Source organism: Arthrobacter sp. LAR12-1-1.1 (assembly GCF_040676555.1).
GTDB lineage: Bacteria > Actinomycetota > Actinomycetes > Actinomycetales > Micrococcaceae > Arthrobacter.
On sequence record NZ_JBEGIG010000023.1, the window covers coordinates 238,205 to 263,380 of the forward strand.

Annotated in this window: 20 protein-coding genes; 13 read left to right on the forward strand and 7 right to left on the reverse strand. The window is 67.0% G+C overall.

Annotation, left to right across the window (positions count from 1 at the left end):
* Positions 1–54: 54 nt before the first annotated feature.
* The 5 genes from araA (at position 55) to mmsB (ending at position 6,782) form a co-directional block, all read left to right on the forward strand.
* Complete coding sequence (gene araA, locus MRBLAR12_RS13990; protein ID WP_364746701.1) at positions 55–1,575, forward strand: L-arabinose isomerase; 1,521 nt, start codon at positions 55–57, stop codon at positions 1,573–1,575.
* Entirely contained in the window at positions 1,572–2,474 is a 903-nt protein-coding gene (locus MRBLAR12_RS13995) for an aldose 1-epimerase family protein (RefSeq protein WP_364746703.1), read from the forward strand. The genes araA and MRBLAR12_RS13995 overlap by 4 nt, the downstream gene beginning before the upstream one ends.
* A 228-nt stretch (positions 2,475–2,702) precedes the next feature.
* The gene (gene chvE, locus MRBLAR12_RS14000; RefSeq protein ID WP_414645513.1) at positions 2,703–3,851 is read left to right on the forward strand and encodes a multiple monosaccharide ABC transporter substrate-binding protein; all 1,149 of its coding nucleotides are present in this window, start codon (positions 2,703–2,705) and stop codon (positions 3,849–3,851) included.
* 106 nt (positions 3,852–3,957) lie between these two features.
* Entirely contained in the window at positions 3,958–5,487 is a 1,530-nt protein-coding gene (mmsA, locus tag MRBLAR12_RS14005; protein WP_364746707.1) for a multiple monosaccharide ABC transporter ATP-binding protein, read from the forward strand.
* 5 nt (positions 5,488–5,492) lie between these two features.
* Positions 5,493–6,782, forward strand: a complete 1,290-nt coding sequence (gene mmsB, locus MRBLAR12_RS14010; protein WP_229993550.1) for a multiple monosaccharide ABC transporter permease — start codon at positions 5,493–5,495, stop codon at positions 6,780–6,782.
* Between the two features lie 203 nt (positions 6,783–6,985).
* On the opposite strand, the gene MRBLAR12_RS14015 is transcribed toward mmsB, so the two are convergent.
* On the reverse strand, positions 6,986–7,678 hold the full coding sequence (locus MRBLAR12_RS14015; RefSeq protein WP_229993551.1) for a GntR family transcriptional regulator: 693 nt from the start codon (positions 7,676–7,678) through the stop codon (positions 6,986–6,988).
* A gap of 106 nt (positions 7,679–7,784) precedes the next feature.
* Here MRBLAR12_RS14015 and MRBLAR12_RS14020 point away from each other — a divergent pair, with 106 nt between their 5' ends.
* The 5 genes from MRBLAR12_RS14020 to MRBLAR12_RS14040 all read left to right on the forward strand — a co-directional run bounded on the left by MRBLAR12_RS14020 (position 7,785) and on the right by MRBLAR12_RS14040 (position 14,342).
* On the forward strand, positions 7,785–8,543 hold the full coding sequence (locus tag MRBLAR12_RS14020) for a LamB/YcsF family protein (protein WP_364746710.1): 759 nt from the start codon (positions 7,785–7,787) through the stop codon (positions 8,541–8,543).
* A 94-nt stretch (positions 8,544–8,637) separates the two neighbouring features.
* On the forward strand, positions 8,638–9,978 hold the full coding sequence (locus MRBLAR12_RS14025) for an MFS transporter (protein WP_229993553.1): 1,341 nt from the start codon (positions 8,638–8,640) through the stop codon (positions 9,976–9,978).
* Between the two features lie 61 nt (positions 9,979–10,039).
* On the forward strand, positions 10,040–11,752 hold the full coding sequence (locus tag MRBLAR12_RS14030; RefSeq protein ID WP_414645514.1) for a 5-oxoprolinase/urea amidolyase family protein: 1,713 nt from the start codon (positions 10,040–10,042) through the stop codon (positions 11,750–11,752).
* Entirely contained in the window at positions 11,752–13,509 is a 1,758-nt protein-coding gene (locus MRBLAR12_RS14035) for an acetyl/propionyl/methylcrotonyl-CoA carboxylase subunit alpha (protein WP_364746712.1), read from the forward strand. Before MRBLAR12_RS14030 ends, MRBLAR12_RS14035 begins: the two co-directional genes overlap by 1 nt.
* An 89-nt stretch (positions 13,510–13,598) precedes the next feature.
* Positions 13,599–14,342, forward strand: coding sequence for an HD domain-containing protein (locus MRBLAR12_RS14040; RefSeq protein ID WP_364746714.1), 744 nt, complete (start codon positions 13,599–13,601; stop codon positions 14,340–14,342).
* Here MRBLAR12_RS14040 and MRBLAR12_RS14045 read toward each other — a convergent pair.
* The 3 genes from MRBLAR12_RS14045 to MRBLAR12_RS14055 all read right to left on the reverse strand — a co-directional run bounded on the left by MRBLAR12_RS14045 (position 14,271) and on the right by MRBLAR12_RS14055 (position 16,614).
* Positions 14,271–14,954, reverse strand: a complete 684-nt coding sequence (locus tag MRBLAR12_RS14045; protein WP_364746716.1) for an HAD family hydrolase — start codon at positions 14,952–14,954, stop codon at positions 14,271–14,273. The two genes, MRBLAR12_RS14040 and MRBLAR12_RS14045, sit on opposite strands and share 72 nt — an antisense overlap.
* Positions 14,955–15,061: 107 nt before the next feature.
* Entirely contained in the window at positions 15,062–16,333 is a 1,272-nt protein-coding gene (locus MRBLAR12_RS14050) for a DUF1479 domain-containing protein (RefSeq protein ID WP_364746718.1), read from the reverse strand.
* Positions 16,334–16,359: 26 nt separating this feature from the next.
* On the reverse strand, positions 16,360–16,614 hold the full coding sequence (locus MRBLAR12_RS14055) for a hypothetical protein (protein WP_364746720.1): 255 nt from the start codon (positions 16,612–16,614) through the stop codon (positions 16,360–16,362).
* A 98-nt stretch (positions 16,615–16,712) separates the two neighbouring features.
* On the opposite strand from MRBLAR12_RS14055, the gene MRBLAR12_RS14060 reads away from it, so the two are divergent.
* Positions 16,713–17,852, forward strand: a complete 1,140-nt coding sequence (locus tag MRBLAR12_RS14060) for an ROK family protein (protein ID WP_364746722.1) — start codon at positions 16,713–16,715, stop codon at positions 17,850–17,852.
* A gap of 84 nt (positions 17,853–17,936) precedes the next feature.
* Here the strand turns inward: MRBLAR12_RS14060 and MRBLAR12_RS14065 are convergent, their stop codons facing one another.
* Positions 17,937–19,442, reverse strand: a complete 1,506-nt coding sequence (locus MRBLAR12_RS14065; protein ID WP_364746724.1) for a chlorohydrolase family protein — start codon at positions 19,440–19,442, stop codon at positions 17,937–17,939.
* A 283-nt stretch (positions 19,443–19,725) separates the two neighbouring features.
* On the opposite strand from MRBLAR12_RS14065, the gene MRBLAR12_RS14070 reads away from it, so the two are divergent.
* Both MRBLAR12_RS14070 and MRBLAR12_RS14075 read left to right on the forward strand, forming a co-directional pair.
* Complete coding sequence (locus MRBLAR12_RS14070; RefSeq protein ID WP_364746726.1) at positions 19,726–21,099, forward strand: DUF3100 domain-containing protein; 1,374 nt, start codon at positions 19,726–19,728, stop codon at positions 21,097–21,099.
* A gap of 62 nt (positions 21,100–21,161) precedes the next feature.
* Positions 21,162–22,400, forward strand: coding sequence for an MFS transporter (locus MRBLAR12_RS14075; RefSeq protein ID WP_364746728.1), 1,239 nt, complete (start codon positions 21,162–21,164; stop codon positions 22,398–22,400).
* A 484-nt stretch (positions 22,401–22,884) separates the two neighbouring features.
* Here MRBLAR12_RS14075 and MRBLAR12_RS14080 read toward each other — a convergent pair whose 3' ends face one another.
* Both MRBLAR12_RS14080 and MRBLAR12_RS14085 read right to left on the reverse strand, forming a co-directional pair.
* Positions 22,885–24,126 carry an amidohydrolase gene (locus MRBLAR12_RS14080; RefSeq protein ID WP_364746730.1) on the reverse strand — a complete coding sequence of 414 codons (1,242 nt, stop codon included), beginning with the start codon at positions 24,124–24,126 and terminating at the stop codon, positions 22,885–22,887.
* A 23-nt stretch (positions 24,127–24,149) separates the two neighbouring features.
* Positions 24,150–25,172, reverse strand: a complete 1,023-nt coding sequence (locus tag MRBLAR12_RS14085; RefSeq protein ID WP_364746732.1) for an ABC transporter ATP-binding protein — start codon at positions 25,170–25,172, stop codon at positions 24,150–24,152.
* Positions 25,173–25,176: the final 4 nt, after the last annotated feature.

Genomic DNA, 25,176 nt, shown 5'->3' on the forward strand with positions numbered 1-25,176 from the left:
CAAGCCGCCAGGCCGCGAAACCGCGGTCGCCCTTCGCCTTCGTCAGGAGAAAACATGTCCAACGCCAACAACACGTCCCTTGAGCAGTACGAGGTCTGGTTCCTCACCGGCAGCCAGCACCTCTACGGCGAGGACGTCCTCAAGCAGGTCGCCGCCCAGTCGCAGGAGATCGCCGACGCGCTGAACGCCGCCGCCGATGTCCCGGTGAGAATCGTCTGGAAGCCCGTGCTCACCGACTCGGATGCCATCCGCCGCACCGCCCTGGAAGCGAATTCCGACGACGCCGTGATCGGCGTGACCGCCTGGATGCACACCTTCAGCCCGGCCAAGATGTGGATCCAGGGCCTGGACCTGCTCCGCAAACCGCTGCTGCACCTGCACACCCAGGCCAACGCCGAACTGCCCTGGGCGGACATCGACTTCGACTTCATGAACCTGAACCAGGCCGCGCACGGCGACCGCGAGTTCGGCTACATCCAGTCCCGCCTCGGCATTCCCCGCAAGACCGTGGTGGGGCACGTGTCCAACCCCGAGGTCTCCCGCCAGGTCGGATCCTGGCAGCGCGCCTCGGCGGGCTGGGCCGCCGTCCGGACCCTCAAACTGACCCGCTTCGGCGACAACATGCGCAATGTTGCCGTCACCGAAGGGGACAAGACCGAGGCCGAGCTGCGCTTCGGCGTCTCGGTCAACACCTGGTCCGTCAACGAACTCGCCGACGCCGTGCACGGCGCGGAAGAATCCGACGTCGACACCCTCGTCGCCGAATACGAGCGGCTCTACGACGTGGCCCCCGAACTTCGGGCCGGCGGAGCCCGGCACGAGTCGCTGCGCTACAGCGCCCGGATCGAACTGGGCCTGCGCAGCTTCCTCGAGGCCAACGGCTCCGCGGCCTTCACCACCTCTTTCGAAGACCTCGGCGCACTCCGCCAGCTGCCGGGCATGGCCGTGCAGCGGCTCATGGCCGACGGCTACGGCTTCGGCGCCGAGGGCGACTGGAAAACCGCCATCCTGGTCCGCGCCGCCAAGGTCATGGGCGCCGGGCTCCCCGGCGGCGCCTCGCTCATGGAGGACTACACCTACCATCTGGTCCCGGGCCAGGAGAAAATCCTGGGCGCCCACATGCTCGAGGTCTGCCCGTCCCTGACCGCCACCACGCCCCGCGTGGAAATCCACCCGCTCGGCATCGGCGGCAAGGAAGACCCGGTCCGCATGGTCTTCGACACCGACGCCGGCCCCGGCGTCGTGGTGGCGCTGTCCGATATGCGCGACCGCTTCCGCCTCGTGGCCAACGCCGTCGACGTCGTGGACCTCGAGGAGCCGCTGCCCAACCTGCCGGTGGCCCGCGCCCTCTGGTCGCCCAAGCCGGACTTCGCCACCTCCGCGGCCGCCTGGCTGACCGCCGGGGCCGCCCACCACACCGTCCTCTCCACCGCCGTCGGCATGGACGTCTTCGAGGACTTCGCCGAGATCGCCCAAACCGAACTGCTGACCATCGACGACGGCACAACCATCCGGGGATTCAAGAAGGAACTGGCCTGGAACGCCGCCTACTACAAACTGGCCGGCGGTCTGTGACCGGGGACGAATTCGGGCTCCGGCACGGGGAATACTCCGCGCTCATCACCGCCCGCGGTGCGGCGGTGCGGGAACTGCGGCACAGGGAACGGGACCTGATCGTCCCGTTCCCGGCGGGCGGGCCCAACCCGGACTTCCGCGGCGTCGTCGTTGCGCCGTGGCCGAACCGGATTCCTGACGGCAGGTACACCTTCGACGGCGTGGACTACCTGGTGCCCGTCAATGAGCCCGGCCGGCAGTGCGCCCTGCACGGCTTTACCCCGGAGCTTGACTGGAAGATGGAGTTCCGGACGGAATCCGCCGTGGAGCTCTCCTGCGCCATCGAGCCGGTGCCCGGCTACCCCTTCGCGCTGTCGATCACAGCGCGCTACCGGCTTGACGGCGGCGGCCTGCGCACGAGAATCACGGCTTCCAATGTGGGGGAGCGCGCGGCGCCCTACGGGGTCTGTCCGCACCCCTACCTGCTGGCAGGACCGGCTCCGCTGGACGAATGGACCCTCGAGGTCCCGGCGCGGACGTTCCTTGAGGTGACGCCCGACCGGTTGCTGCCGGTCACCACCCGGCCCGTTGACGGTCACGAGTACGACTTCCGCACCGCCCGCGTCATCGGTGCGACCCAGATCGACCACGCTTTCACCGACATTGTGTTCGACGGCGGTGGGCAGGCACACGTTGTGCTCCGGGACCCGGGCGGGGCCGGCGTCGGCCTGGCCTGGGATCGCAGCTGCGCCTGGCTGCAGGTCCACACCGCCGACAAGCAGCCGCCGATACCCGACCGGCTGGGGCTCGCCGTGGAACCCATGACCTGCCCGCCGGACGCCTTCAACACCGGCACGGACCTCGTGCGGCTCGAACCCGGAGCCTCACACGACGCGACCTGGCGCATCTTTGCCGACTGACGGCCAGATCTCACGCCGTCAGTCGAAGGGGGTAAATCGTCGGATGTGCGTTGACTCACATGTTTCGAGAAGCTATCTTTGATCATATTGTTAGCGATAACAATCGGCCGCGGTTCCCTTACCGGCTGAATCCCCGTTCTATTCAGACCTCCGCAATCCTCCCGATGTTAAAGCCCCGCAGGGGCACAATGACGTGCAGGACTGCGATCAGGAGCAACTTCGCGGACTATGGGTCCGCGGAAGGAGAAAATTGTGAAGATCAGGAAACTCCTGGGCGCCGTTGCGGTTGTCCTCGCTGTGACCGTAGGGGCCACAGGGTGCGGCAGCCGGCCCGGCACGGCCGCCCCGGCCGCCAGTGCCGATGCTGCCGGTTCCCTCGTCGGGATCTCGATGCCGACGCAGACTTCGGAACGGTGGATCGCCGACGGCAAGAACGTCTCGGACTCCTTGACGAAGCTAGGGTACAAGGCTGACCTGCAGTACGCCAATGACGACATCCCCACGCAGGTGTCCCAGATCGAGAACATGCTCACCAAGGGCGCCAAAGCCCTGATCGTCGCGGCCATCGACGGCACCACGCTGACCGACGTCCTCGCCAAGGCGAAAGAACAGAACGTCAAGGTCATCGCCTACGACCGGCTCATCAACGGCACTCCGAACGTCGACTTCTACACCACCTTCGACAACTACACGGTGGGCGTGCAGCAGGCCACTTCGCTGCTGACCGGCCTGGGCCTTGTTGACGCCAGCGGCAACAAGGTCGAAGGCAAGGGCCCGTTCAATGTGGAGCTCTTCGCCGGCAGCCCGGATGACAACAACGCCAACTTCTTCTGGACCGGCGCCATGGACACCCTCAAGCCGTACCTGGACGCCGGAACCCTGAAGGTGCCCAGCGGCCAGACCAAGTTTGAGCAGGCTGCCATCCTGCGCTGGCAGGCCCCCGTGGCCCAGAAGCGCATGGAGGACATCCTCACGGCCGCCTACAGCTCCGGCACCAAGCTCGACGGCGTCCTCTCCCCGTATGACGGCCTCTCCATCGGCATCATCTCGGCCCTGACCAGCACCGGCGGCTACGCCAAGGGAAGCCTGCCGATCGTCACCGGCCAGGACGCCGAAAAGGGTTCGGTGAAGTCCATCACCGCCGGCGAGCAGTACTCCACGATCTTCAAGGACACCCGCCAGCTCGGAGCCCAGGCCGTGAAGATGGTCGACGCCCTCCTGAAGGGACAGGAACCCGAGGTCAACGACACCAAGACCTATGACAACAAGGTCAAGGTAGTCCCTGCGTACCTGCTCAAGTCCGTGATCATCACGAATGAGAACTACAAGAAGGAACTCATCGACTCCGGTTACTACACCGCGGCCGACGTCAAGTAGCCACCTCGAAGGGTGGCGGGCCGCGTCGAGTCCGGGCCGCCACCCTTCCCGTAGACCCCTGCAGCCGCAGGACGTCCCAAGTACTACCAGTCAGTGAGAATTGGCGATGAACACACCCATTCTTCAAATGCGAGGAATCACCAAGACCTTCCCGGGCGTGAAGGCCCTCCAGGACGTCACCCTGCAGGTGAACCGCGGCGAAGTCCATGCCATCTGCGGTGAAAACGGCGCCGGCAAATCCACCCTGATGAAGGTGCTGTCCGGCGTCTACCCGCACAGCTCCTTCGACGGCGACATTCTCTTCGAAAACGAACCCTGCAACTTCTCCAGCATCAGCGACAGCGAGAAGCGCGGAATCGTGATCATTCACCAGGAGCTGGCCCTGAGCCCTTACCTGTCGATCGCCGAGAACATCTACCTCGGCAACGAACAGGCCAAGCGCGGCTGGGTGGACTGGCGCAAGACCAACCTGGAAGCCGCGAAACTCCTGGCCCGGGTGGGCCTGAGTGAAAACCCGGTCACCCCCGTCCAGCACATCAGCGTGGGCAAGCAGCAGCTCGTGGAAATCGCAAAGGCACTCTCGAAGGAGGTCAAACTCCTTATTCTCGACGAACCGACGGCGGCCCTCAACGACGAGGACTCGAGCCACCTGCTGGACCTGATCCTGCACCTGAAGGGCCAGGGTGTCACCAGCATCATCATCAGCCACAAGCTCAACGAAATCCGCAAAGTTGCGGACGCCGTCACAGTCATCCGCGACGGCAAGACGATCGAAACCCTCCGCCTGGGCGACGGCGAGATCACCCAGGAACGCATTATCCGCGCAATGGTGGGCCGGGACCTGGAAAGCCTGTATCCGGACCGGGAACCACGGATTGGCGAGGAAGTCCTGCGGATCGAGGACTGGTCCGTCCGGCACCCGCAGGACTACAGCCGGATGGTGGTCAACAACGCCAGCCTCAACGTCCGCAAGGGGGAAGTCGTGGGGCTTGCCGGACTAATGGGTGCCGGCAGGACGGAGCTGGCCATGAGCGTCTTCGGGCGCAGCTACGGCACCGCAACGTCGGGGAAAGTGTTCAAGCACGGCACGGAAATCAACACTTCCACCGTCTCGGAGGCAATCAAGCACGGCATCGCCTACGCCACCGAGGACCGCAAGCTCTACGGCCTGAACCTCATCGAGGACATCAAACGCAACGTTTCCATGGCCGCGCTGCGCAAGCTGGTCAAGGGCGGCTGGGTGGACAAGAACCAGGAAACTGTGGTGGCCAACGACTACCGGAAGAGCATGAATATCAAGGCTCCGTCGGTTGCCGCCATCACGGGCAAGTTGTCCGGCGGCAACCAGCAGAAGGTCGTGTTGAGCAAGTGGATGTTCTCCGACCCGGACGTGCTGATCCTCGACGAACCGACCCGGGGGATCGACGTCGGCGCGAAGTTTGAGATCTACACGATCATCGCGAAGCTGGCCGCGGAAGGAAAGGCGGTCATTGTGATCTCCTCCGAACTTCCCGAACTGCTGGGCATCTGCGACAGGATCTACGCCCTGTCCGCCGGGCACATCACCGGCGAGGTCCCGATCGCCGAAGCATCGCAGGAAACCCTCATGCACTACATGACCAAAGAGAAGGAATAGCGAACATGTCCGCCCTCCGAGAATCCCTGGGCTTCCTGGCAAGCCGCCTCCGCCAGGTCGGCATCTTTGTCGCCCTGATCCTGATCGTCCTGCTGTTCCAGATCCTGACGGACGGGATCCTGCTGCAGCCGCAGAACGTCACCAACCTGGTGGTCCAGAACAGCTACATCCTGATCCTGGCCATCGGCATGGTGATGGTGATCATCGCCGGCCACATCGACCTGTCCGTGGGTTCGGTCGCCGGCTTCATCGGCGCCTGCGCCGGTGTCATGATCGTGCACTGGGGATGGGACTGGTGGCTCGCCATCCCGGCCTGCCTGCTGGTCGGCGCGCTGGTGGGTGCCTGGCAGGGCTACTGGATCGCGTACGTCGGCATTCCCGCCTTCATCGTCACCCTCGCCGGGATGCTGATTTTCCGCGGCCTGACACTGATCGTTCTCAAGAACCAGCAGATCACGCCGTTCCCGGGCGAACTGCGGGCGCTGGGCGGCGGCTTCCTGCCGGACATTTCCGGCGGCACGTCGGTTCTGGAGTGGCTGACGGTCATCCTTGGCGTCGGCGCCACCTTGGCGCTCGTGATCCAGGCCGTCAAGGAACGCCGGATCCGCAAGAAGTTCGAACTCGAGAACGAGCCAATGGCCTGGTTCGCCACCAAGACCGCGTTCATTGCCCTGCTCATGCTGACCATCACCTTCCTGCTCGCCAGCTACCGGGGCACCCCGATCGTCCTGATCGTGCTGGCGGTCCTGGTGATCGTCTACACGGCCCTGATGAACAACAGCGTCTTCGGCCGGCACACCTACGCGCTCGGCGGCAATCTCCACGCTGCTGAGCTGTCCGGCATCAAGACCAAGGCCGTCACCTTCCGGCTGTTCGTGAACATGGGCGTCCTTGCCGCACTGGCCGGCCTCGTGTTCACGGCCCGGCTCAACTCCGCCCAGCCGGCCGGCGGCACAGGCTTCGAACTGGACGCCATCGCGGCGGCGTTCATCGGCGGCGCCGCAGTCACAGGCGGCATCGGAACCGTTGCAGGGGCCATGATCGGTGGCCTCATCATGGGTGTCCTCAACAACGGCATGTCGATCCTGGGCCTCGGCACCGACTACCAGCAGCTCATCAAGGGCCTGGTGCTGCTCCTCGCCGTCGGCTTCGACATCTTCAACAAGAACCGCAGCGGCAAGGGCGGCGGGGCCTCGATCATTCAGCGCCTCAAGCTGAAAACCCCGCCCGCGGCGGATGCCGACGCCGGGAGGCCGGCGGAGGAGCGTCCGGTCCCGGTACCGGCCGGAAACTAGCGCGGGATACCGCAGACTGCTGCGACCCGGGTTGGCCTTCAGGAGGCCAACCCGGGTCGCTCGTTTTTGCGCGGGTATCTTTCGACGCGCAGAATGTCCTGCGACGCGCAAATTTCCTCCCGACACGGGAATCCCGGCGTCGCGAGGAAATTAGCGCGTCGCCAGGCTGAACGCGCGTCGCCGAGCGTCCAAGTCCGGCGCGCTCACTCGCCGTGGACGGCGGCCTGGCGCTCCTCTGACCGGTTCAAATAGGCCAGCAGCAGCTCCCCGGCGCGGTCCAGGTCCCCGGCCTCCAGGGCGCTGCAGATTTCCTCGTTGTCCGGCAGATAGCCCCGGTAGAAATGCGCATCCACGGTGGCCTTGTGGAAGAACAGCCGCATCTCGGCCAGGACCTGGGACATGATCGTGTCCAGCCGCCGGCTTCCGGCCAGGGCAACGATCGCGCCATGGAAATGCTGGTTGGCGTTGCCCAGGCCCTCCTCGTCGTTGGCGGCCGCCGCGGCTTTGCCCTCTTCCACAGCCGCGCGGACCGCGGCCACCCGCTCCGGACTGCCGCCGCCGCTGATCGCGCTGACTTCAATAGCGCGGCGCACCGTGTAGACGTCGTGGATGTCGCCCGCCTCCAGACTGGCCACAAAGACACCCCGGTTCGGGTGCCGGACCACCAGGCGCTCGGCCGCAAGTTCGGCGAACGCCTCGCGGACCGTGTTGCGCGAAACGCCCAGGTCTTCGGCGATGGTCGATTCCGTGAGCCGGGCTCCCGGCAGGAGCAGGCCCTCCGCCAGTTGCAGGCGCAGTTCGGCTGCCACCCGGTCCGCCACGGAAGGAACGGCCACCCGCAGCCGCGCCGCAGCCGCGGCCAGGGCGGGACCGGCAGCTGCTTCGGAAGTCGTCATAGTGCCGAATCTACACGATTGTTCCTACTTTAAATCGTCGGATTGTTGAACAATCGGAGAAATTGATGCATCCTAGTAGGGGGCTATCATGAGACGAGGATCACAAATGGCAACCATCGACCTGAACAGCGACGTTGGCGAGTCTTTCGGACGCTGGACCCTGGGCGACGACACGGCGATGTTCCGCTCGGTCTCCAGCGCCAACGTGGCTTGCGGATTCCACGCGGGGGATCCCAGCGTCATCCGCCGGACCTGCCGCGAGGCCGTGGCTGCGGGTGTCGTGATCGGCGCCCACGTCGGCTACCGCGATCTCGCCGGGTTCGGCCGCCGCTTTATGGACATCGACCCGATCGAACTGGCGGACGACGTCGTCTACCAGATCGGTGCGCTGCAGGCGCTGGCCGCCGTCGAGGGCGGCACGGTCAGGTACGTGAAGCCGCACGGCGGCCTCTACAACGCCATCGTCTCGCACACCGCCCAGGCGCAGGCCGTCGTCGACGCCGTGAAGTCCGTTGACCCTAACCTGCCGATCCTGGGCCTGCCGGGCTCGGAAGTGCTGCGCCTCGCCGAGGCCGCCGGCCTCCGCGCGGTCACCGAAGCCTTTGCCGACCGCGCTTACAACCCGGACGGCACCCTGGTATCCCGTACGCTCCCCGGAGCCGTGCTGGAGGACCCCGCTCTCGTCACTGAGCATGTCCTCCGAATGGCCACCGATTCCGCCGTCCGCACTATCGACGGCTCCATCCTGAAAATCCGCGCCGAAAGCATCTGCGTGCACGGCGACTCCCCGGGAGCCGTCACCATGGCCGCCGCTGTCCGCGAAGCGCTCAACGCCGCGGACATCACCACCGCCGCCTTCGTCTAAGCCGAAGCAACACCTGCTTCATCCCCGGTTCCGCCGGGATCACCCGCACTCACACCCAAGCAACAGGCAGCACCCGCACACCTGGAGGAAAACCATGACTGCAGCACCGCATCAGGCCACCCCGGCCGCCGGCAAGAGGAGGATCCCGCCAGGCGCCCTCAAGGCCTACGTCGCGAGCCTCACCGGCACTTCGCTGGAGTACTACGACTTCGCGATCTACTCCGTGGCCTCGGCCTTGGTGTTCCCCAAGGTCTTCTTCCCGGGCAACGACGAATACGTCGGGCTGCTGCTGTCCTTCTCGACCTTTGCGGTAGGCTACCTCGCCCGTCCCATCGGCGGCGTGATCTTCGGCCGGCTCGGTGACAAGATCGGCCGCAAGCACGTCCTCGTGACCACCCTGCTGCTGATCGGCATCGCAACGGTGGTGATCGGCGTGCTCCCGGGCTACGCCACCATCGGTATAGCCGCTCCCATCATCCTCGTGTTGCTGCGCCTGGCACAGGGCATCGGCGTCGGCGGCGAATGGGGCGGTGCCGTCCTGCTCTCGAGCGAATTCGGCGACGCCAAGCGGCGCGGCTTCTGGTCTTCCGCCGCGCAGATCGGCCCGCCCGCCGGCAACCTGATGGCCAACGGCGTCCTGGCCGTGCTCGCCGCGACCCTCAGCAACGAAGACTTCCTCTCCTGGGGCTGGCGTGTGGCCTTCCTCGCCTCGGCCTTGTTGGTGGGCTTCGGCCTGCTGATCCGGCTGAAGCTTGAGGAAACCCCCGTCTTCAAGGCCATCCAGGCCCACGGCGAACAGCCCAAGGCCCCCATCAAGGAGGTCTTCACCAAGGAGCCGCGCGCCCTCGTGTCCGCCGCCCTGTCCCGCATCAGCCCGGACGTGCTGTACTCCCTGCTTACCGTCTTCATGGCCGTCTACGCCACCAAGCAACTGGGCATGAGCACCAGCAACGTACTGACCGCCATCCTGATCGGCTCCGCCTTCCAGCTGGTCCTGATCCCCGCGGCGGGCGCCCTCACGGACCGCATCAACCGCCGCCTCGTATACGGGATCGCCGCCGTCGGAACCGCCATTTACATCCCGCTGTTCTTCGTCATGATCCAGGACAAGTCGGTCGTCACGCTGACCGTCGGCATCGTGATCGGGCTGGCCTTCCACGCCTTCATGTACGGTCCGCAGGCCGCATACATCACCGAGCAGTTCCCGGCCCGCCTGCGCTACGCCGGCAGTTCGCTGGCTTACACCCTGGCCGGCGTGGTCGGCGGCGCCATCGCACCGTTGGTCTTCACCGCCCTCTTCGCCGCTAGCGGCAACTGGTTCCTGATCGCCGGCTACCTCGCGGTCGCCTCGATCGTGACGGTGATCGGGCTGGCCATCGGGCGCAACCCGCATACCGACGAAGAAGAGCGGCTCCTGCAGGATGCCCACGCCTGAGCACTTTGGATCCTATGCAGCGGATCTGTCCACCGGCACCGGCACAATGAGTGAGGCACTCGTGATTGAGACAGCAGGGGAACCCCCGAAGGTAGAGAACGCAACAGTTCACAGAGTCCGCTCCGTGCGGGCCGTGGGAACGCGCGCGGTCCTGGCCGAGCTCTCCGGCACGCAGGATGTGCTTGCCCTGCAGGCACTGCTGCTGGAGAAGCCGCTGCCGGGCCAGCAGGACGTCCTGGCCGCGGCCGAGACCGTCCTGGTCAGGGCCGATTCCCCGGCCTCGGCCCGGCGCATCGCCGCCCGGCTGCTGCAGCTCGACCTCACCGCACCGGTGCAGCTCGACGGCGAACTGGTGGTTATCGACACCGTGTACGACGGCGAGGACCTCGCCGAGGTCGGGCGGCTAACCGGCCTCGGAACGGAGGGTGTGATCGCCGCCCACTCCGGCCAGGTCTGGACCGTGGCCTTCGCCGGCTTCGCGCCCGGATTCGGATACATGGTGGGGGAGAACCAGCAGCTGGAGGTGCCCCGGCGCAGCTCGCCGCGCACCGCCGTGCCCGCAGGTTCCGTGGCGCTGGCCGGCAACTATTCGGCCGTGTACCCGCGCCGTTCCCCGGGCGGCTGGCAGCTGATCGGGCGCACCAACGCCCGGATGTGGGACCTGGACCGGGACCAGCCCGCCCTGGCCGCCCCCGGTCACCGGGTGCAGTTCCGGCCGGTCCGGGATGCGGTGCTCGTCGCGGAGTCAGCCGCGGCGCCTGCGGCTGAGCATGCCGGCACCGTGCCGGAACCGGCTGCCGGGGACGTCGCCCGCGGACTCCGGATCGTTTCGCCCGGTCTGCAGAGCCTGATTCAGGATCTGGGCCGCCCTGGCCATTCTGCCCTGGGCGTCTCCGCCGCCGGTGCACTGGACCGGGCCTCGCTGCGCCGGGCCAACCGCCTCGTCGGCAACGCCCCCGCCGCGGCCGGCATCGAGACCGTCGCCGGGGGGCTCAAGGTCCAGGCCGTGGCCGACCAGGTCCTCGCGGTCACCGGCGCACCGTCGGCACTGAGTATCGAGCCGGCGCCGGACAGCGATGGTGAAACGTGGCACCGCGCGGTGCCGATGGCCGCCCCGTTCGCGCTGCTCGACGGTGAAACGCTCAGCCTTGGCGCGCCGCAGAGCGGCTTCCGCAGCTATCTCGCGGTCCGCGGTGGGGTGGGCGCAGCCCTGGTGCTGGGCAGCCGCTCGACCGACACGATGTCCGGGATCGGTCCGGCGCCCCTGGCCGCCGGGCAGGTGCTGGCCGCCGGCGGGGAAGCCGAATCCGGCGTCGTCGGGGCTCCCGAACTGCAGCCGGACTACCCGGGCACCGGGGTGACCGTCCTCGACGTCGTCCCCGGCCCCCGCGCCGACTGGTTCGATCAGGCGGCGCTGGACTCTTTCACCGCCCAGGACTGGTCCGTGCTGCCGCAGTCCAACCGGGTCGGCATGCGCCTGGATGGGACCCCGCTGCAGCGCAACCGCCAGGGCGAACTGCCCAGCGAAGGCACCGTGGCGGGCGCCCTGCAGGTCCCGCCGGAGGGGCTGCCCGTGCTCTTCCTGGCCGATCATCCCATCACCGGCGGCTACCCCGTGATCGCCGTGGTGGTCGACTCCCAGCTGGACCTCGCCGCGCAGGTCCCCATCGGCGGCAAGATCCGCTTCCGCTGGGCCGAACACAGCGCCACTGAGCGCAGCGCCGAACACGTCACCACCGAACACGTCACCACCGAAGAAGAAGCGAGTAACTGATGCGCAAGGTCCTGATCGCAAACCGTGGAGAAATCGCGGTCCGCATAGCCCGGGCCTGCGACGACGCGCAGCTGGCGTCCGTCGCCGTCTACGCCGACATCGACGCCGACGCCCTGCACGTCTCCGCCGCCGATGAAGCCTTCAGCCTGGACGGCAACTCGCCCGCGGACACGTACCTGAACATCCCCAAACTCCTCGCCGTGGCGGCCGAGTCCGGAGCGGACGCCGTCCACCCCGGCTACGGCTTCCTCTCCGAGAACGCCGACTTTGCCCAGGCCGTCCTCGACGCCGGACTGACCTGGATCGGTCCGGCGCCGGACGCAATCCGGCTGCTCGGCAACAAGATCACGGCCCGCGACGCGGCCGTCCGGGCCGGCGCCCCCTTGGTGGCCGGCAGCGACGGTCCTGTCGACACGGCTGCCGAAGCCCGGGCCTTCGCCGAACAGCACGGCCTGCCGATCGCCATCAAGGCCGCTTTCGGCGGCGGCGGCCGCGGCATGAAAGTGGTCAGGGTCATCGACGAGGTCGAGGAAGCCTTCGACTCCGCCGTCCGTGAAGCAGTGGCCGCCTTCGGCCGGGGCGAGTGCTTCGTGGAGCGCTACCTGGACCGTCCGCGCCACGTGGAGGCGCAGGTCCTGGCGGACACACACGGCAACGTCGTGGTCGTCGGAACCCGCGACTGCTCACTGCAGCGCCGGCACCAGAAGCTCCTGGAAGAGGCTCCCGCGCCGTTCCTCAGCGACGAGCAGACCACGCTGATTTACGACGCCGCCAAGGCCGTCTGCCGGGAGGCCGGCTACTCCGGCGCCGGCACCGTGGAATTCCTGGTCGCGGCGGACGGCACGGTGGCATTCCTCGAGGTGAACACCCGGCTCCAGGTAGAGCACCCCATCACCGAGGAAACCACGGGGATCGACCTCGTCCAGGAACAGTTCCGGATCGCCGCGGGGGAGCCGCTGTGCCTGGCCGAGGACCCGGCGCCGCGCGGGCACGCCTTCGAATTCCGGCTCAACGCCGAGGACGTGGGCCGCGGCTTCCTGCCCTCGCCCGGCACGATCGGCGAGTTCGCCGGCCCCACCGGCCCGGGCATCCGGCTCGACACCGGCGTCCGCTCCGGCTCCTTCGTCGCGCCGCAGTTCGATTCCCTGCTCGCGAAGCTGATTGTCACCGGCGCGGACCGCCAGCAGGCCCTGCGCCGGGCCCGCCGGGCCCTCGCCGAAATGCGGATCACCGGGGTGGCCACCGTGCTGCCGTTCCACCGGGCAGTGCTGGAGTCCCCGGACTTCACGTCCGAGGACGGGCTGGGCATCCACACCCGCTGGATCGAAACCGACTTCGCGGACAGCATTCCGGCGGATCCCGATTACAGCACCACCGCCCCCGACGGCGCACGCCGCACCATCACGGTCGAGGTGGACGGCCGCCGTCTGGCCGTCGGGCTGCCGGCCGATCTGCTGGACGGGTGGGCACGCTCTGGCGGGCCGCTGCCCGCGGGTGTGTCCTTGAACGGAGCGTCCGACGGCGGCGCTGCCGCTGCCGCTGACCCGGGGGAGCTGCGCGCCGACATGGCCGGGACCGTGGTGAAGTGGCTCGTCGAGCCGGGCGCCGAGGTCTCGGCCGGAGACCCCGTTGTTGTTCTTGAGGCCATGAAGATGGAAACCCAGGTGTCCGCACACCGGGACGGAACCGTCACTGACGTCCGCACCGAAGCGGGCGGGGTTGTCACGGCAGGAGCGATCCTGGCCCTGATCGGCTAGCTAGCTCCTCGTTGGGGAGTGACAAGGCCGTTTCCGCTGGGCGGAAGCGGCCCGTTGCCGTGCGTGCCGTGGGCGGGCAGGCTGACTGGATGACCAAACTGCAGCCTGCCGCCAACCTCTCCGGAGTGGAAGTCGCGACCGGGATCGAGGCGCAGCCGGACGGCGTCATTGCCCTGGATCCGGAGCTGGCGGCCCTCTGGGAGCTCGCGGCGCCGTTCCTGAAGGTGCGCGACAACGATGCCCACACGCTCTACGCCCTGGGGCTGGGCTGTGCATTGCTGGAGGCGCATCCCGAGGCGGATGCCGCCGTCGTCCTTCCCGCGATCCTGCTGCACGACATCGGCTGGTCCCAGGTGCCGCCGACGGAAGTCCTCCAGGCGATCGCGCCCGGGGGAGGCAGGCCGGACCTGGTCCTACTGCACGAAAAGGAGGGTGCCCGGCTCGCCGCCGGGATCCTCGCCGAGGCTGGCTACGACGCCGGGAAGGTGCCGACCATTGTGGCCATCATCGACGGCCACGACTCCCGGCGCGAGGCGATCTCGACCGAGGACGCCATCGTCAAGGATGCGGACAAGACCTGGCGGCTCAGCCCCCACGGCATCGACACGGTGATGGACTGGTTCGGGCTGGACCGCGGCCAGGCCCTGCGCCTGTGCAGCCAGCGCGTCCACGGGCACCTGTTCACGGCGGAGGCGCAGGCGATGGCGCGGGCGCTGTCGGCCCTGGAATCGGTGACGCTGTGGCCGCAACGGCAGGGGCTGCTAACGGCGCGTCCCGGGCTGGAGGGAGCGAAGATCATTGACGGTGATGCCTGTGAGGGTCTCCCGGATTGACCGGGACGGGCCGCCGGGGACGGGCGCGAGGTGGGGAATGACCAGGACTGTCATGCCGGCGGCGGCTGCGCTGGCTGCACCGGTGTCCGTGTCCTCGATGGCGATGCAGTCTCCGGGACGGATTCCCAAGGATGCTGCAGCCCTCAGGTATGGCTCGGGGTGCGGTTTGCCTTCAGTGACGTCGTCACCGGCCACGATCTTGAGGAAGGCGTCGGGGCCGGCGCTTTGGGCGATGTACTCGGCGACCGGCCGGAACGCCTGAGTGACCAGCCCGCACGGGATCCGGGCGTGCGCGAGGCGCGCGAGGAGCTCCTGTGCCCCGGGCCGCCAGGGGATCCGTTCGCGGATGGCATCGAGGACCTGGTGTACCAGCCGGTTGATGAGTTCGGGTTCGGCCAGCGTGACGCCGCGGCTGCGCATCTCGGCCGCGGACACCGGCAGGGGTTTGCCGACGAAGAAAGCCGCATCGGCTTCGCTCCAGGGGACGTTGTATTCGGCGGCGAGATCGGCGCGGGCCTGAATCCGGAACGGCTCGGTGTCCACGAGCGTGCCGTCCATGTCCCAGAGCACCGCGGCAGGGTATCCGGTGATGTTTTGCTCGGTCTTGAGCACTGCTTTCCTTCCCTGTGTGGGGTCGCGTTGAGGCGGTCTCGTGGTTCCGTCAGCGCCGGCACGATGGTCCGGGGAACATCGTGCCGGCACTGACAGTGGCGGCGTGGTTATGCTCCCAGCCCGAGTCCGCGCCTGCCGATGTGGTTGAGCTCGTTCTCGGGGAAACGGTTGTCCCAGTCGGCTTCGTAGTGCTCTTCGGGAAAGTCCCGGGGTGAGCGTCCGGCCTTGAAGCCCTCTGCTACGACGGCGGCGTACCGGGTGTTCTTTTCACATTGGGGGGCAGCCGGAATGTACATGACGTTGCCCCATCCTTGTTGGTCCTGCACGGGCGCGACGGCGTGGATCACGTCGCAGTGCCACCACACAGAGTCGCCCGCCTGCACATCGGGGATGGACGTGAGCGCGCGCATCAGCAGCGGGTGCCACCGCTCGCTGATCGGCAGGACGTGCCGCGGGCTGACGCCGCACAGCTCGTCCTCCGGCACGTCATCCAGCAGCGGGCGCAGCAGGATGTAGGCCATGGCTTCGGGAATGGGGACGGTCTGCAGCACGCCCTGGTCGTTGTTCATGTCCGACAACGCCGTCCAGCCCTGAAAGGTGCGGAAGGCCGAGCACATCGTGGATCCGCCCTCGTACTCGTCGACTTCGGTGCGGTAGGCGGCGTCCCACGGGTCGTACTTCTCCGGTTCGCCGTTGAACACGTGCCGGAACACCTGCTGGTAGGCCGGCAGGAGCCAGCGTTCCAGGGCGCCGGAGTCGGTGTGCGGGCCGAGGCCGCTCGAGTGGGTGCCCGGCGGGCGGCGGCGGATCCGGTCCGGGTACATCGAGTCCTGGTCCGGGTCGAACCAGGTCTCACCCTCCGATTCGAAGATCCAGCGGCGGTTCAGGAACGACTGGACGGCGGCCATCCGCGGATCCTGCCGTGCCTCCATCTGGGGGCGGGACCAATAGATCGGGTAGATCTCCGGGCGGGACGCGGCCAGGGTGCCGAAGAAGTCGTCCCCCGGGCCGCGGTACTTGGCATCGAAGTCGTTGCTCTCGACATAGTCGACGAGCTGCCGGTCCCAGTCCAGGGCCTTCTCACGGGGGAAGTGCCCGCGGACCACAGCGCAGCCGCGCCGCTTCAGCGCGGCCAGTTGGGCCTCGCTGACCTGACCGGACGCGATATCCGCGTAGTCGATGGCCGGCCAGACCTCCTGCCCGCGGGCCCGGATGGCCTCGATTTCCTCGACCTGTACCCGGATGCGGTCCTCGAGCCGCCGGAATACTCCTTCGACGTCGCCGATCCGGTGGCGCAGCTCGGCCTTGAGGGCGCGGATCTGGCCCGGGACATCGGCGGGAACCTGTGGGGCTTGGTGGATTGTGTCTTGCTCGCTCATTTTCATCGTTCCTTGTGTCGTCATTCCTAAACCGCGATTTGTTTCACCGGGCACTTCGATGTGTTGGGGAAGCCTCCCGCCCGGCGGCACTTGCCGTCACAGATCCCTGGGACCTCGTGATCCCGGACGCCGCGGAGACCCAAGTCGGGGCGGTGGTCATCGTCGCGGGACTTCTGCGTCTGCTCAACCACGCCGACGCTGCCGGGTGCCCGGGGCGTGAGTGCCCGGGGGTCGCCGGGGAGATCGGCCGGAATCTGAGGGCTAGCGGGGGTCTGATCCACGGCGATCTCTCCTATAGTAAAGAATCCTAACTAATTCCGATTTCCAGTGTAGGGCACTCCGCTACGATGGGGAAGACCCCTATCGGAGGACCTCTGCCGTGACCCGTTCCCCGCACTCCCTGGCCCCGGCTGCATCGACGCCGCAGGCATTGGCCACGGTCACTGACCGGCGGTTCTTCGAGCATCTGCGCCGCAACGGGCCCAGCTCCCGGGCGGCCATCGCAGCGGCCGCCGGACTCTCGAAGCCCACCGCCTCCGAGGCGGCCACCCGGCTGACCGAAGCCGGTCTGATTAGTGAGACGGGCCAGTCGGCGGGGCCGCGCGGCCGCACCGCGGCGATCTACGACATCGCGCCTGGCTACGGACACACGCTTGCCGTCGCGGTAGCCACCGGCCGCGCCCAGCTGCGCGCCACTGACCTGCGCGGCAGCGTCGTGGGTGATTACCAGGTCGTCTCAGGAACGCCGCAGACCAGGGAGCAGCTCGAATCCACCCTCTCCGGCCTTTTTGCCGAGTACCGGCGCGATGTGTCCACGCCATGCCTGGCCGCCGGCATCTCCCAGGCCAATCCCGTCGAGGCCGCCGGGCAGGCCGTGCTGAGCCTGCCGAACGCGCCCTTCCCTGAAGGGCAGTGGAACCTGACCGAACGGTTTCTCGGGGACTGTCGGGGACCGGTCCGGGTGGACAACGACGTCAACTGGGCCGCCCTGGCGGAGCGCGAATCCGGAACGATGCGCGGCGTCGACGACTTCCTGATGGTCTACGTCGGGGCCGGCATCGGCGCAGCCCTCGTCATGGGCGGCGAGGTGCGCCGCGGCTCGCACGGCATCGCGGGAGAAATCGCCTATCTGCGGCAAAACGGACGGACGCTGATGGAGCGTCTGCTCGATCTCGGGATCACCACGGCCGGCGGGCTTTCCCTGGACATGGAGCGCTACCGCAGTCTCTTTACGGAACGTCCCGACTCGCCGGCGGCCGACGACTTCCTCGAACTTCTGGGCGAAGCCATCGGAAACACGGCCACCCTGAGCGACCCCGCGGCCGTAGTGCTGAGCGGGCCGCTGGTGGACTGCCAGGCATTCGTGGACCGCATGCGCGACAGCCTGGTGCCGCATCTGCTGGAGCCCTCGGCCATGGTGACCGTCAGCGATCTCGGCACGGAAGGGCCCCTGGCCGGGGCCTCACTGCACGCCCGTGAAGCGGCAGTGGAGGGAATCTGGGCTGAATACCGCCGGTGATCTGACGGTGATCCCGTCCGATTCGCGGCACGCTGCCAAGGCCCGGCCGGGTGACCGCTGCGCCGGTACCGGCGTGGATTTCACTCACACGAGGTCATCTATTTTTCGAAGACCACCAGGATCTGCCGCGCGCGAATAGGCAAAAGTGGGCGGGAACAGCTCCCCGGGCGTCCGGTGTTCACTGTCACGGTCCGAATACGCTTCCTTCATCTTTTCGAAGAGCTGTTGGGCCTCGGCTTTCAGGCCCGGGACATCAATGCCCGGGATGACGCCGTCGCGCATGACGAGGCGCCCGGCGACGACGGAATGGGTGGCCTGCCGTGCCGTTCCGTTGAGCAGGAGGGTCCGGATCGGATCGTCCAGGACTCCGTCCCTGATGTCCTCCAGAGAGAACGCCACAAGGTCGGCCTGGGCGCCAGCTTCCAGCCTCCCCAGGTCCGTGCGGCCCAGGGCGCGGGCCCCGCCAAGGGTTGCGGCTTCAAAGTAGTGCTCCGCCGGGGCGGCGTCCTGCCTGTGGTCAAGAAGCTTGGCCAGATGCACGCCCGTGTCCATGCCCCGGATGAGATCCGGCGGAAAGGAGTCCGTTCCGAGGCACAGGTTGATGCCGGCCTCCCGGAAGGCCGCGAACGAGTCGAGGGCCATGCCGTACCTGAAGGATGTGAGCGGACAATGGATGATGGAGACGTTGGCCTCCGCCAGGGTCTGCAGATCGCCCAGATCGGCGCCATCCACGAGCGGATTGCGGTCCACGAAGATTCCGTGCGGGATGAGAAGACGCTCGCCCAGAAGTCCTGTCTGCTTCAGGAGCTGAAGGGGCGTCAGCCCGTGCCGGCGCTGCAGCAGCTCCCGCTCCAGAGCCCCCTGAAGGCAGTGCAACCGCACAAGGGCATGCCGTTCGCGGGCGATTTCGGCCGTTGCGCGCAGAAGTTCCGCGGTCAGCGTTTCAATCCTGCACGGCAAGAGAACCCCGTTGACCAGGGGGTCCGCCAACTCCTCTGCGTAGTCCAGGAATCGAACGGCGTCGGCAAGCCCGGCATGGCCCTCCACCTCGTCGAATGCGACGTCGCGTTGCCCATCGCCCTTGAGAACATTCACCCCGGAACGGAAGGCCGGGCCCAGGTATCCCCGCAGCCCGATCTCGCGGGAGGTTTCAGCCATGCCGGCAAGCTCGTCGAAACTTTCTGCCCATGCGGAATGGATTTCCGAGGCAATGGGCATGTATGTCGTGACGCCGTGCAGGGCCAGCTGCACCAGGGCGTATTTCCGGACGGTCTGGCGTTCATCCGCGGTGAAAACGTCCGCGCGTCGGTTGTGGAAATAGTCCTCGGACCATTGCAGGCCGTTGGCCCGGTCCGCGGCCGCCCACGAGTCGATCAGCAGGTGATCGATGTCGGCGAGGGCGTCAAGATCGATCAGGCCCGGCGTGATGAGGGAGCGGCCAAGATCGAACGACTCGTCCGCCGGGCCCTCATAGTCCGGCCCGACGTACACAATGCGACCGTCCTCATAGACAACGCTGCCGTTGCGGATAAGGACGTGTTGACCGGCTTCATGCCCGAGCACGAATTCCGCGCTGAATTTGGTGCGCAAACCAACCTCCGATTCGGTGATGGGGGCGGACACTAAGGCGGACCGCACAGATCAAACCATAGCGACTTTGGTATACCGAAGCTAGAGCCTGAAAGGCGTCACTGGAACCGCGCCTTCCAATATAGGCTCAAAATGGGACTTAGAACGTGATTTACATCTCGCTCCAGCTAGCCTAATCTATTTTGGTATACAAAATGGTTTGTGCTCTAGACGCGACAGACACACGCGACCCAGCAACCTCCCAGTACGGGTGGCGGGTCTTTCCCAAAGGACAGTCACTCCCATGGCCTCAGAAGCCCAGCTCATCAATCAATCCTCCGCCGCGGTCCAGGATCAACAGATCACGCGCCGAAACTGGTGGACGGTAGTAACCGTGTCAATGCTTGTCTCAGTGACGGCCGTCCTGATTGGCACCTACAAGTTCCAGCTGGGACCCGCGGCCGTGGTCCTCTTCCCCATCATCTGGGCCGTCGTCATCGGTGGAATTTTCGGTACGCAGCGAATCCGCCGTGTCTCCGGGGCGAGCCGGGCCGTTGCCACGCTGCTCCTGGAGATTGGAATCATCCTCTTCCTCGCCCGGCTCGGCACCCAGATCGGGCCGTCACTGGCCAAAGTCACCGAGGTCGGTCCCGCCATCCTTCTGCAGGAAGTAGGGCACATCTTCGGCACGGTCATACTCGCATTGCCGATTGCCGTGGCCATGGGGCTGGGCCGGGTAGCGGTCGGAGCCACCTGGTCGATCGACCGCGAATCATTCCTCGCCTTCGCCATACAGCGCTTCGGGGTCCGGTCCGGAGAGTACAGGGGTGTCTTCTCCGTCTGGTTGCTCGGCAGCCTCTTTGGTGCTGTTTTCATCTCCCTGCTCGCCGGATTCCTCGGCGGACTCAATATCTTCGATCCCCGCGCACTGGCCCTCGGGCTTGGACTCGGCTCAGCGTCGATGATGCTCGGAGGCGTCGGGGCGCTGTCCCTGCTCTACCCGGATCAGGCCGGCGAAATCATGGCGCTGGCCGCCTTATCCAACCTCGTCACGAACATCGTTGGCTTCTACGCGGGCGTCTTCCTGTCCCTGCCTCTGTGCCGAAGGCTATACGCCTTCTGGAGCCGCCTCTTCGGAAAAGACGACGACGGCAGGTCCACCCGCGGGGCACGCAGCAAGCCGGTGCTGCCAACAGCAACGCAACTTGCCGCTCCGGTAGCAGTGGAGGCGGATCCCACGCTCAAAGTGACGCCGCGGATCACCATTCTTGCCTTTGCCATCGCCGGAGCCTCGGCCCTGGTCATGAACGTCGTCGGGACAAAGAACTTCGCCTGGAATGACGTGGCGGGCGTGATCGTCCTGTTGCTGCTGACGGGCCTGTCATTCCGTCTGACCCGGCTGCTGCCATCGGTGCCATCAAGCGTGTGGGTGCTGACTGTCACCACGGTGCTTTCGGCGCCTTTCCTGCCCACCGCGGGACTCCTCGCGGGGCTGACCGAAGACCTGGACGTCATTCTCATCGGACTGCCGGCGCTGACCTTGATCGGGCTGACCGTCGGGCGGGACATCAAGGCGCTGAAGTCCCTGAGCTGGAAAATCATCGTGGTCGCCCTGGTGACTTACAGTGCGTCCTTCATTGCCGCGGCCGCGCTGGGGCAGATGGCCCTCGGGTGGTAGCGGAGCCCCGGGGACGGCCCCGGACGCCTGCGGCGTCAAAGATCGCATGGACCCTCATCGCCTTGAGCCTCGTCTCCATTAACCTTCGGCCGGCGATTACGAGCGTTGCCGGATCCATGGGCCAGCTGGAACAGGGGCTCGGGATAGATGCCCAGACGATTCCCCTCCTTGCAGCCCTTCCCGTGTTTGCCTTCGGGCTTTCCGCCCCCTGCGGGCCGTGGCTCGCCCGGCGTCTGGGTGCAGGGCGAGCCGTCGCTCTTGCGATGCTGATGCTGGCCGTGGCACTGACGGCCCGCGTGCTGCTGCCGGAGCTCATGCTCCCCGGGACTTTCCTGGCGGGGATGGCCATCATGACCGGCAGCGTGCTGTTGCCCCAGATCGTCAAGGCCAACCAGGGGACCGGCTGGTGGACGGGGCTGTGCAGCATGGGCTTCGGTCTCGGCGCGGCACTCGGGGCAGGACTCATCCAGCCGCTGCAGCACGCATTGGGCGGAAGCCTGCAGGCTGCTCTGGCCGTGTGGGCTATTCCTGCCATGCTGGCGGCAGTGCTGATTCTCAGGCACGGCGGCAGGCGGGCAGGACCCGTGGATCCGGGGGTCCCCATTCTCCCTGAACGTGCCCTCGTCCCCGTCAGCTCGACTGCTGACGTGGAGGCACGGACCCGCGCCGCACGCACACTGCGGCAGCAGGCGACTGCCTGGGCGGTGACCGCCTTCTTTGGTCTCCAGGCGATGCTGTATTTCGCGGTTACGTCATGGCTGACGGTCCTCCTCGTGTCGAAGGGCCTCACTGCCGGTGATGCTGCGGCGCTCCTTGCCTGGTTCAGCGTGGCGGGCCTTCCCGCCAGCCTGCTGTCACCTGTGTTGGCCGGCCGGCCGGCTGTCCTCAGGATCATGGCCCCCGGATTGGGGGTGCTCGTGGCGGCCGCGTTGCTCGGGGTGCTGGCGGGCCCGGCTGAGCTGCAGTTCCTCCTTGTGGGTGTTTTGGGGGTTGTCCAGAGCGCGGGCTTCGGGCTTGGCATTGCGCTCGTGGTGCTCCGATCTACGGGTCCCCAGACCGCCGGGAAACTGTCGGCGATGAGCCAGGGCCTGGGTTTCGCCCTCGCCTCCCTGGGACCTCTGGGGGCCGCCCTGCTTCATGGCGTATCCGGCGGCTGGGACGCTGTGTTCTGGGCCTTGGCAGGAGTGGCCATGCTGCTGGCGCTGGCAGGGTACTTCGCGGTGAACGGACGCATCGTGTCCGTCGAGGAAGGAACGGTCTCCGCCGGGGACGTTCAGCCGGCCGGCGTCGGGGGTTTATAGGACAAAACGTGTGTAAATCCCGGGCGTGCCGGGGGGGTGTCCCGCCGGGACCCTGAGCTATGGGACTCGGGCTCCCCTGGTCTCGCCCGGCGGCTGCGGTCCGGGGGCACTTTGACACGGACACGCCGCGAACACCGGACCCAAGGGCCGGAATCGTGTCCAAAGGCGCCCCGGCTGGCGAGCGGCAGGGTCTCCGCCCGAGCGGCTCGCCCCGCAACCCAGGCATCGGTACCGCTGCTGCCAGCAGCTGTTTTCCCGTTCCGGACCAGCGCCCGACCGCACATCAAACATTCCAGCGATCCTAAGATTTCAAAGCTAAGCGACCCCTGATTTGCCCCGCCGGCACTGGGAAGCGAGCACAACCCATACACACGTCTTCATCTATATCCCGGCATCGGAAGCTAAAACCAGGTAATAGGCAGGTAATAGGACAGAAAAGTGGCAGGTCCCTCAGGCGAGGGAACTGCCACTTTTTCTTGCGGGCTTAGGGAAGCAACTGCAGTTGGTCCGCCACGATGCGGCCACGGTGGATCACGGTGCGGTCGGTGCCCCGGTCCATGACGGCGGAGGCGACCGTCTCGCCGTCGACCAGCAGCAGCTCGGCGGGATCGCCGGCCTCAAGGCCCGGCCGGTGCGCGGTGCCTTTCAGCCTTGTGGCGGCCGGATCCAGTACGCTGGCGCCTCCCACGGTGGCGATCGCCAGGCAGTGTTCGATCAGCTCATCCCTGCGGAACCCGTGCGTGAAGGCGAGCTGCCAGGTGCGGTCCAGCATGTCGGTGTTGCCGTAGGGGGACCAGTAGTCGCGCTGGCCGTCTTCGCCGAGACCGACGCGGACTCCGGCCTCGGCCAGCAGCGGGAGCGGGAGCTGGCCGGAAACCGCCGGGGCCACGGAGGCCATCGAGACGTCCAGCTCCGCGAACTCCTCGATCAGCCGGTGCGTGGTGGCCTCGGAGACGCTGCCCAGCTGGTAGGCATGGGACATGGTGACCTTGCCTTGCATCCCCAGGGCGCGGGTCCGCTCCAGCACCAGATCCGTGCTGAAGACGCCGAGGTCGCCGGGCTCGTGCAGGTGGATATCGATGGGGACCTGGTACTTCTCCGCGAGGCCGAAAACGATGTCCAGATGCCGGGCGGGATCGCGGTCCAGGCTGCATGGATCAATGCCACCCATCACGTTGGCCCCGGCCTTGAGCGCTGCCTCCATCAGCGGCACGGTGCCTTCCTCGAGCAGGAGGCCGGCCTGCGGGAATGCGATGATTTCGACGTCGGCTTGGTCCCTGAACTGTTCCTTGGCCGCCAGGACGGCGTCGAACCGTTCCAGCCGGCAGTCCACGTCGACCTGAGCGTAGGAACGGACCCGGGTGGTGCCGCGCGCGATCATCCGGCCCAGTGTGTTGTTGACCCGTTCCTGGAGGGGGACCTCGGCGTTGCGCCAGTTCTCCCGGTCGTTCATCATCATGGTCCAGACGCCGGGACCGCCGGTGTGCTCGCGGAAAGGCAGCCCGATGCGGGTCGAGTCCAGGTGGACGTGAACGTCGGAGAAGGACGGGAGCAGCAGCCGGCCGCGGCCCTCCACGACGGTGACTGTCTCGCCCGGGGTGCCGGATGAGTCCGACGGCGTTCGCGCCGGGTCATGCGGTTCGATGCCGGCGATCTTGCCGTCTTTGAGCAGGACGTCGCTCAGCGCCTGTCCCCAGGGACGGACGGCGCGGATCAGGGTACTCAATGTAATGCTCCTTTGTGTTGGGTCTATTGCACACCGGCGGGGACGGCAGCTGCCAGCCCCGCGTGGTGGCAGGCCGGGGCGGCTGGGCCGGCCGGCGAGGGAACGTTGCTGATACAGAGCTGCTGCCGGCTTTCGGGCAGCGTGCCGAACAGCGGGCAGCGGGTGCGGAAGACGCAACCGCTGGGCGGGTTGGCCGGTGACGGGAGGTCTCCGCGGAGCCGGATCTTCACCTGTTGCCGGGCTGCCCGCGGATCGGGCAGCGGCACCGCGGACAGGAGCGCCTGCGTGTACGGGTGCCGGGGCAGGCGGAACAGTTCCTCGCGGGGGCCCTGTTCGACAATCTTGCCGAGGTACATGACGGCCACCTGGTGGGAGATGTGCCGGACGACGGAGAGGTCGTGGGCGATGAAGATGTACGCGACACCGGTTTCGCGCTGGATCTCCTGGAGCAGGTTGACCACCTGCGCCTGGACGGAGACGTCCAGGGCGGACACCGGTTCGTCGCACACGATCACGGAGGGATTCAGCGAGATGGCCCGGGCGATGCCCACCCGTTGGCGCTGGCCGCCGGAGAACTCATGCGGAAAGCGGTTGTAGTGTTCGGGCTTGAGGCCCACCTGCTCCATGAGTTCTTTGACGCGGTTCCTAAGCCCTGCGGGCGGAGTGATCTTCTGCGCCACCATCGGCGCGGCGATCGCGGTACCGACAGTCTGCCTCGGGTTCAGCGACGCGAACGGGTCTTGGAAGATCATCTGGACCCTGCGCCGGAAGTTGTACAGATCCTGCCCGCCCAGCTGGCTGATGTCGACGCCGTCGACGACGATCCGTCCGCCGGTGGGGTCCAGCAGGCGGGCGACCATGCGGCCGGTGGTGGATTTTCCGCACCCGGACTCACCGACGAGCCCGAGCGTCTGGCCCCGTTCGAGACTGAACGAGACGCCGTCGACGGCCTTGACGGAGCGATGCCCGCCGGGGGAGAAGAGCCCGCCCTTGACGGGGAAATGCTTCTGGAGGTTCTCCACCTGGAGAATTGGCTGCCTGTCCATGGCG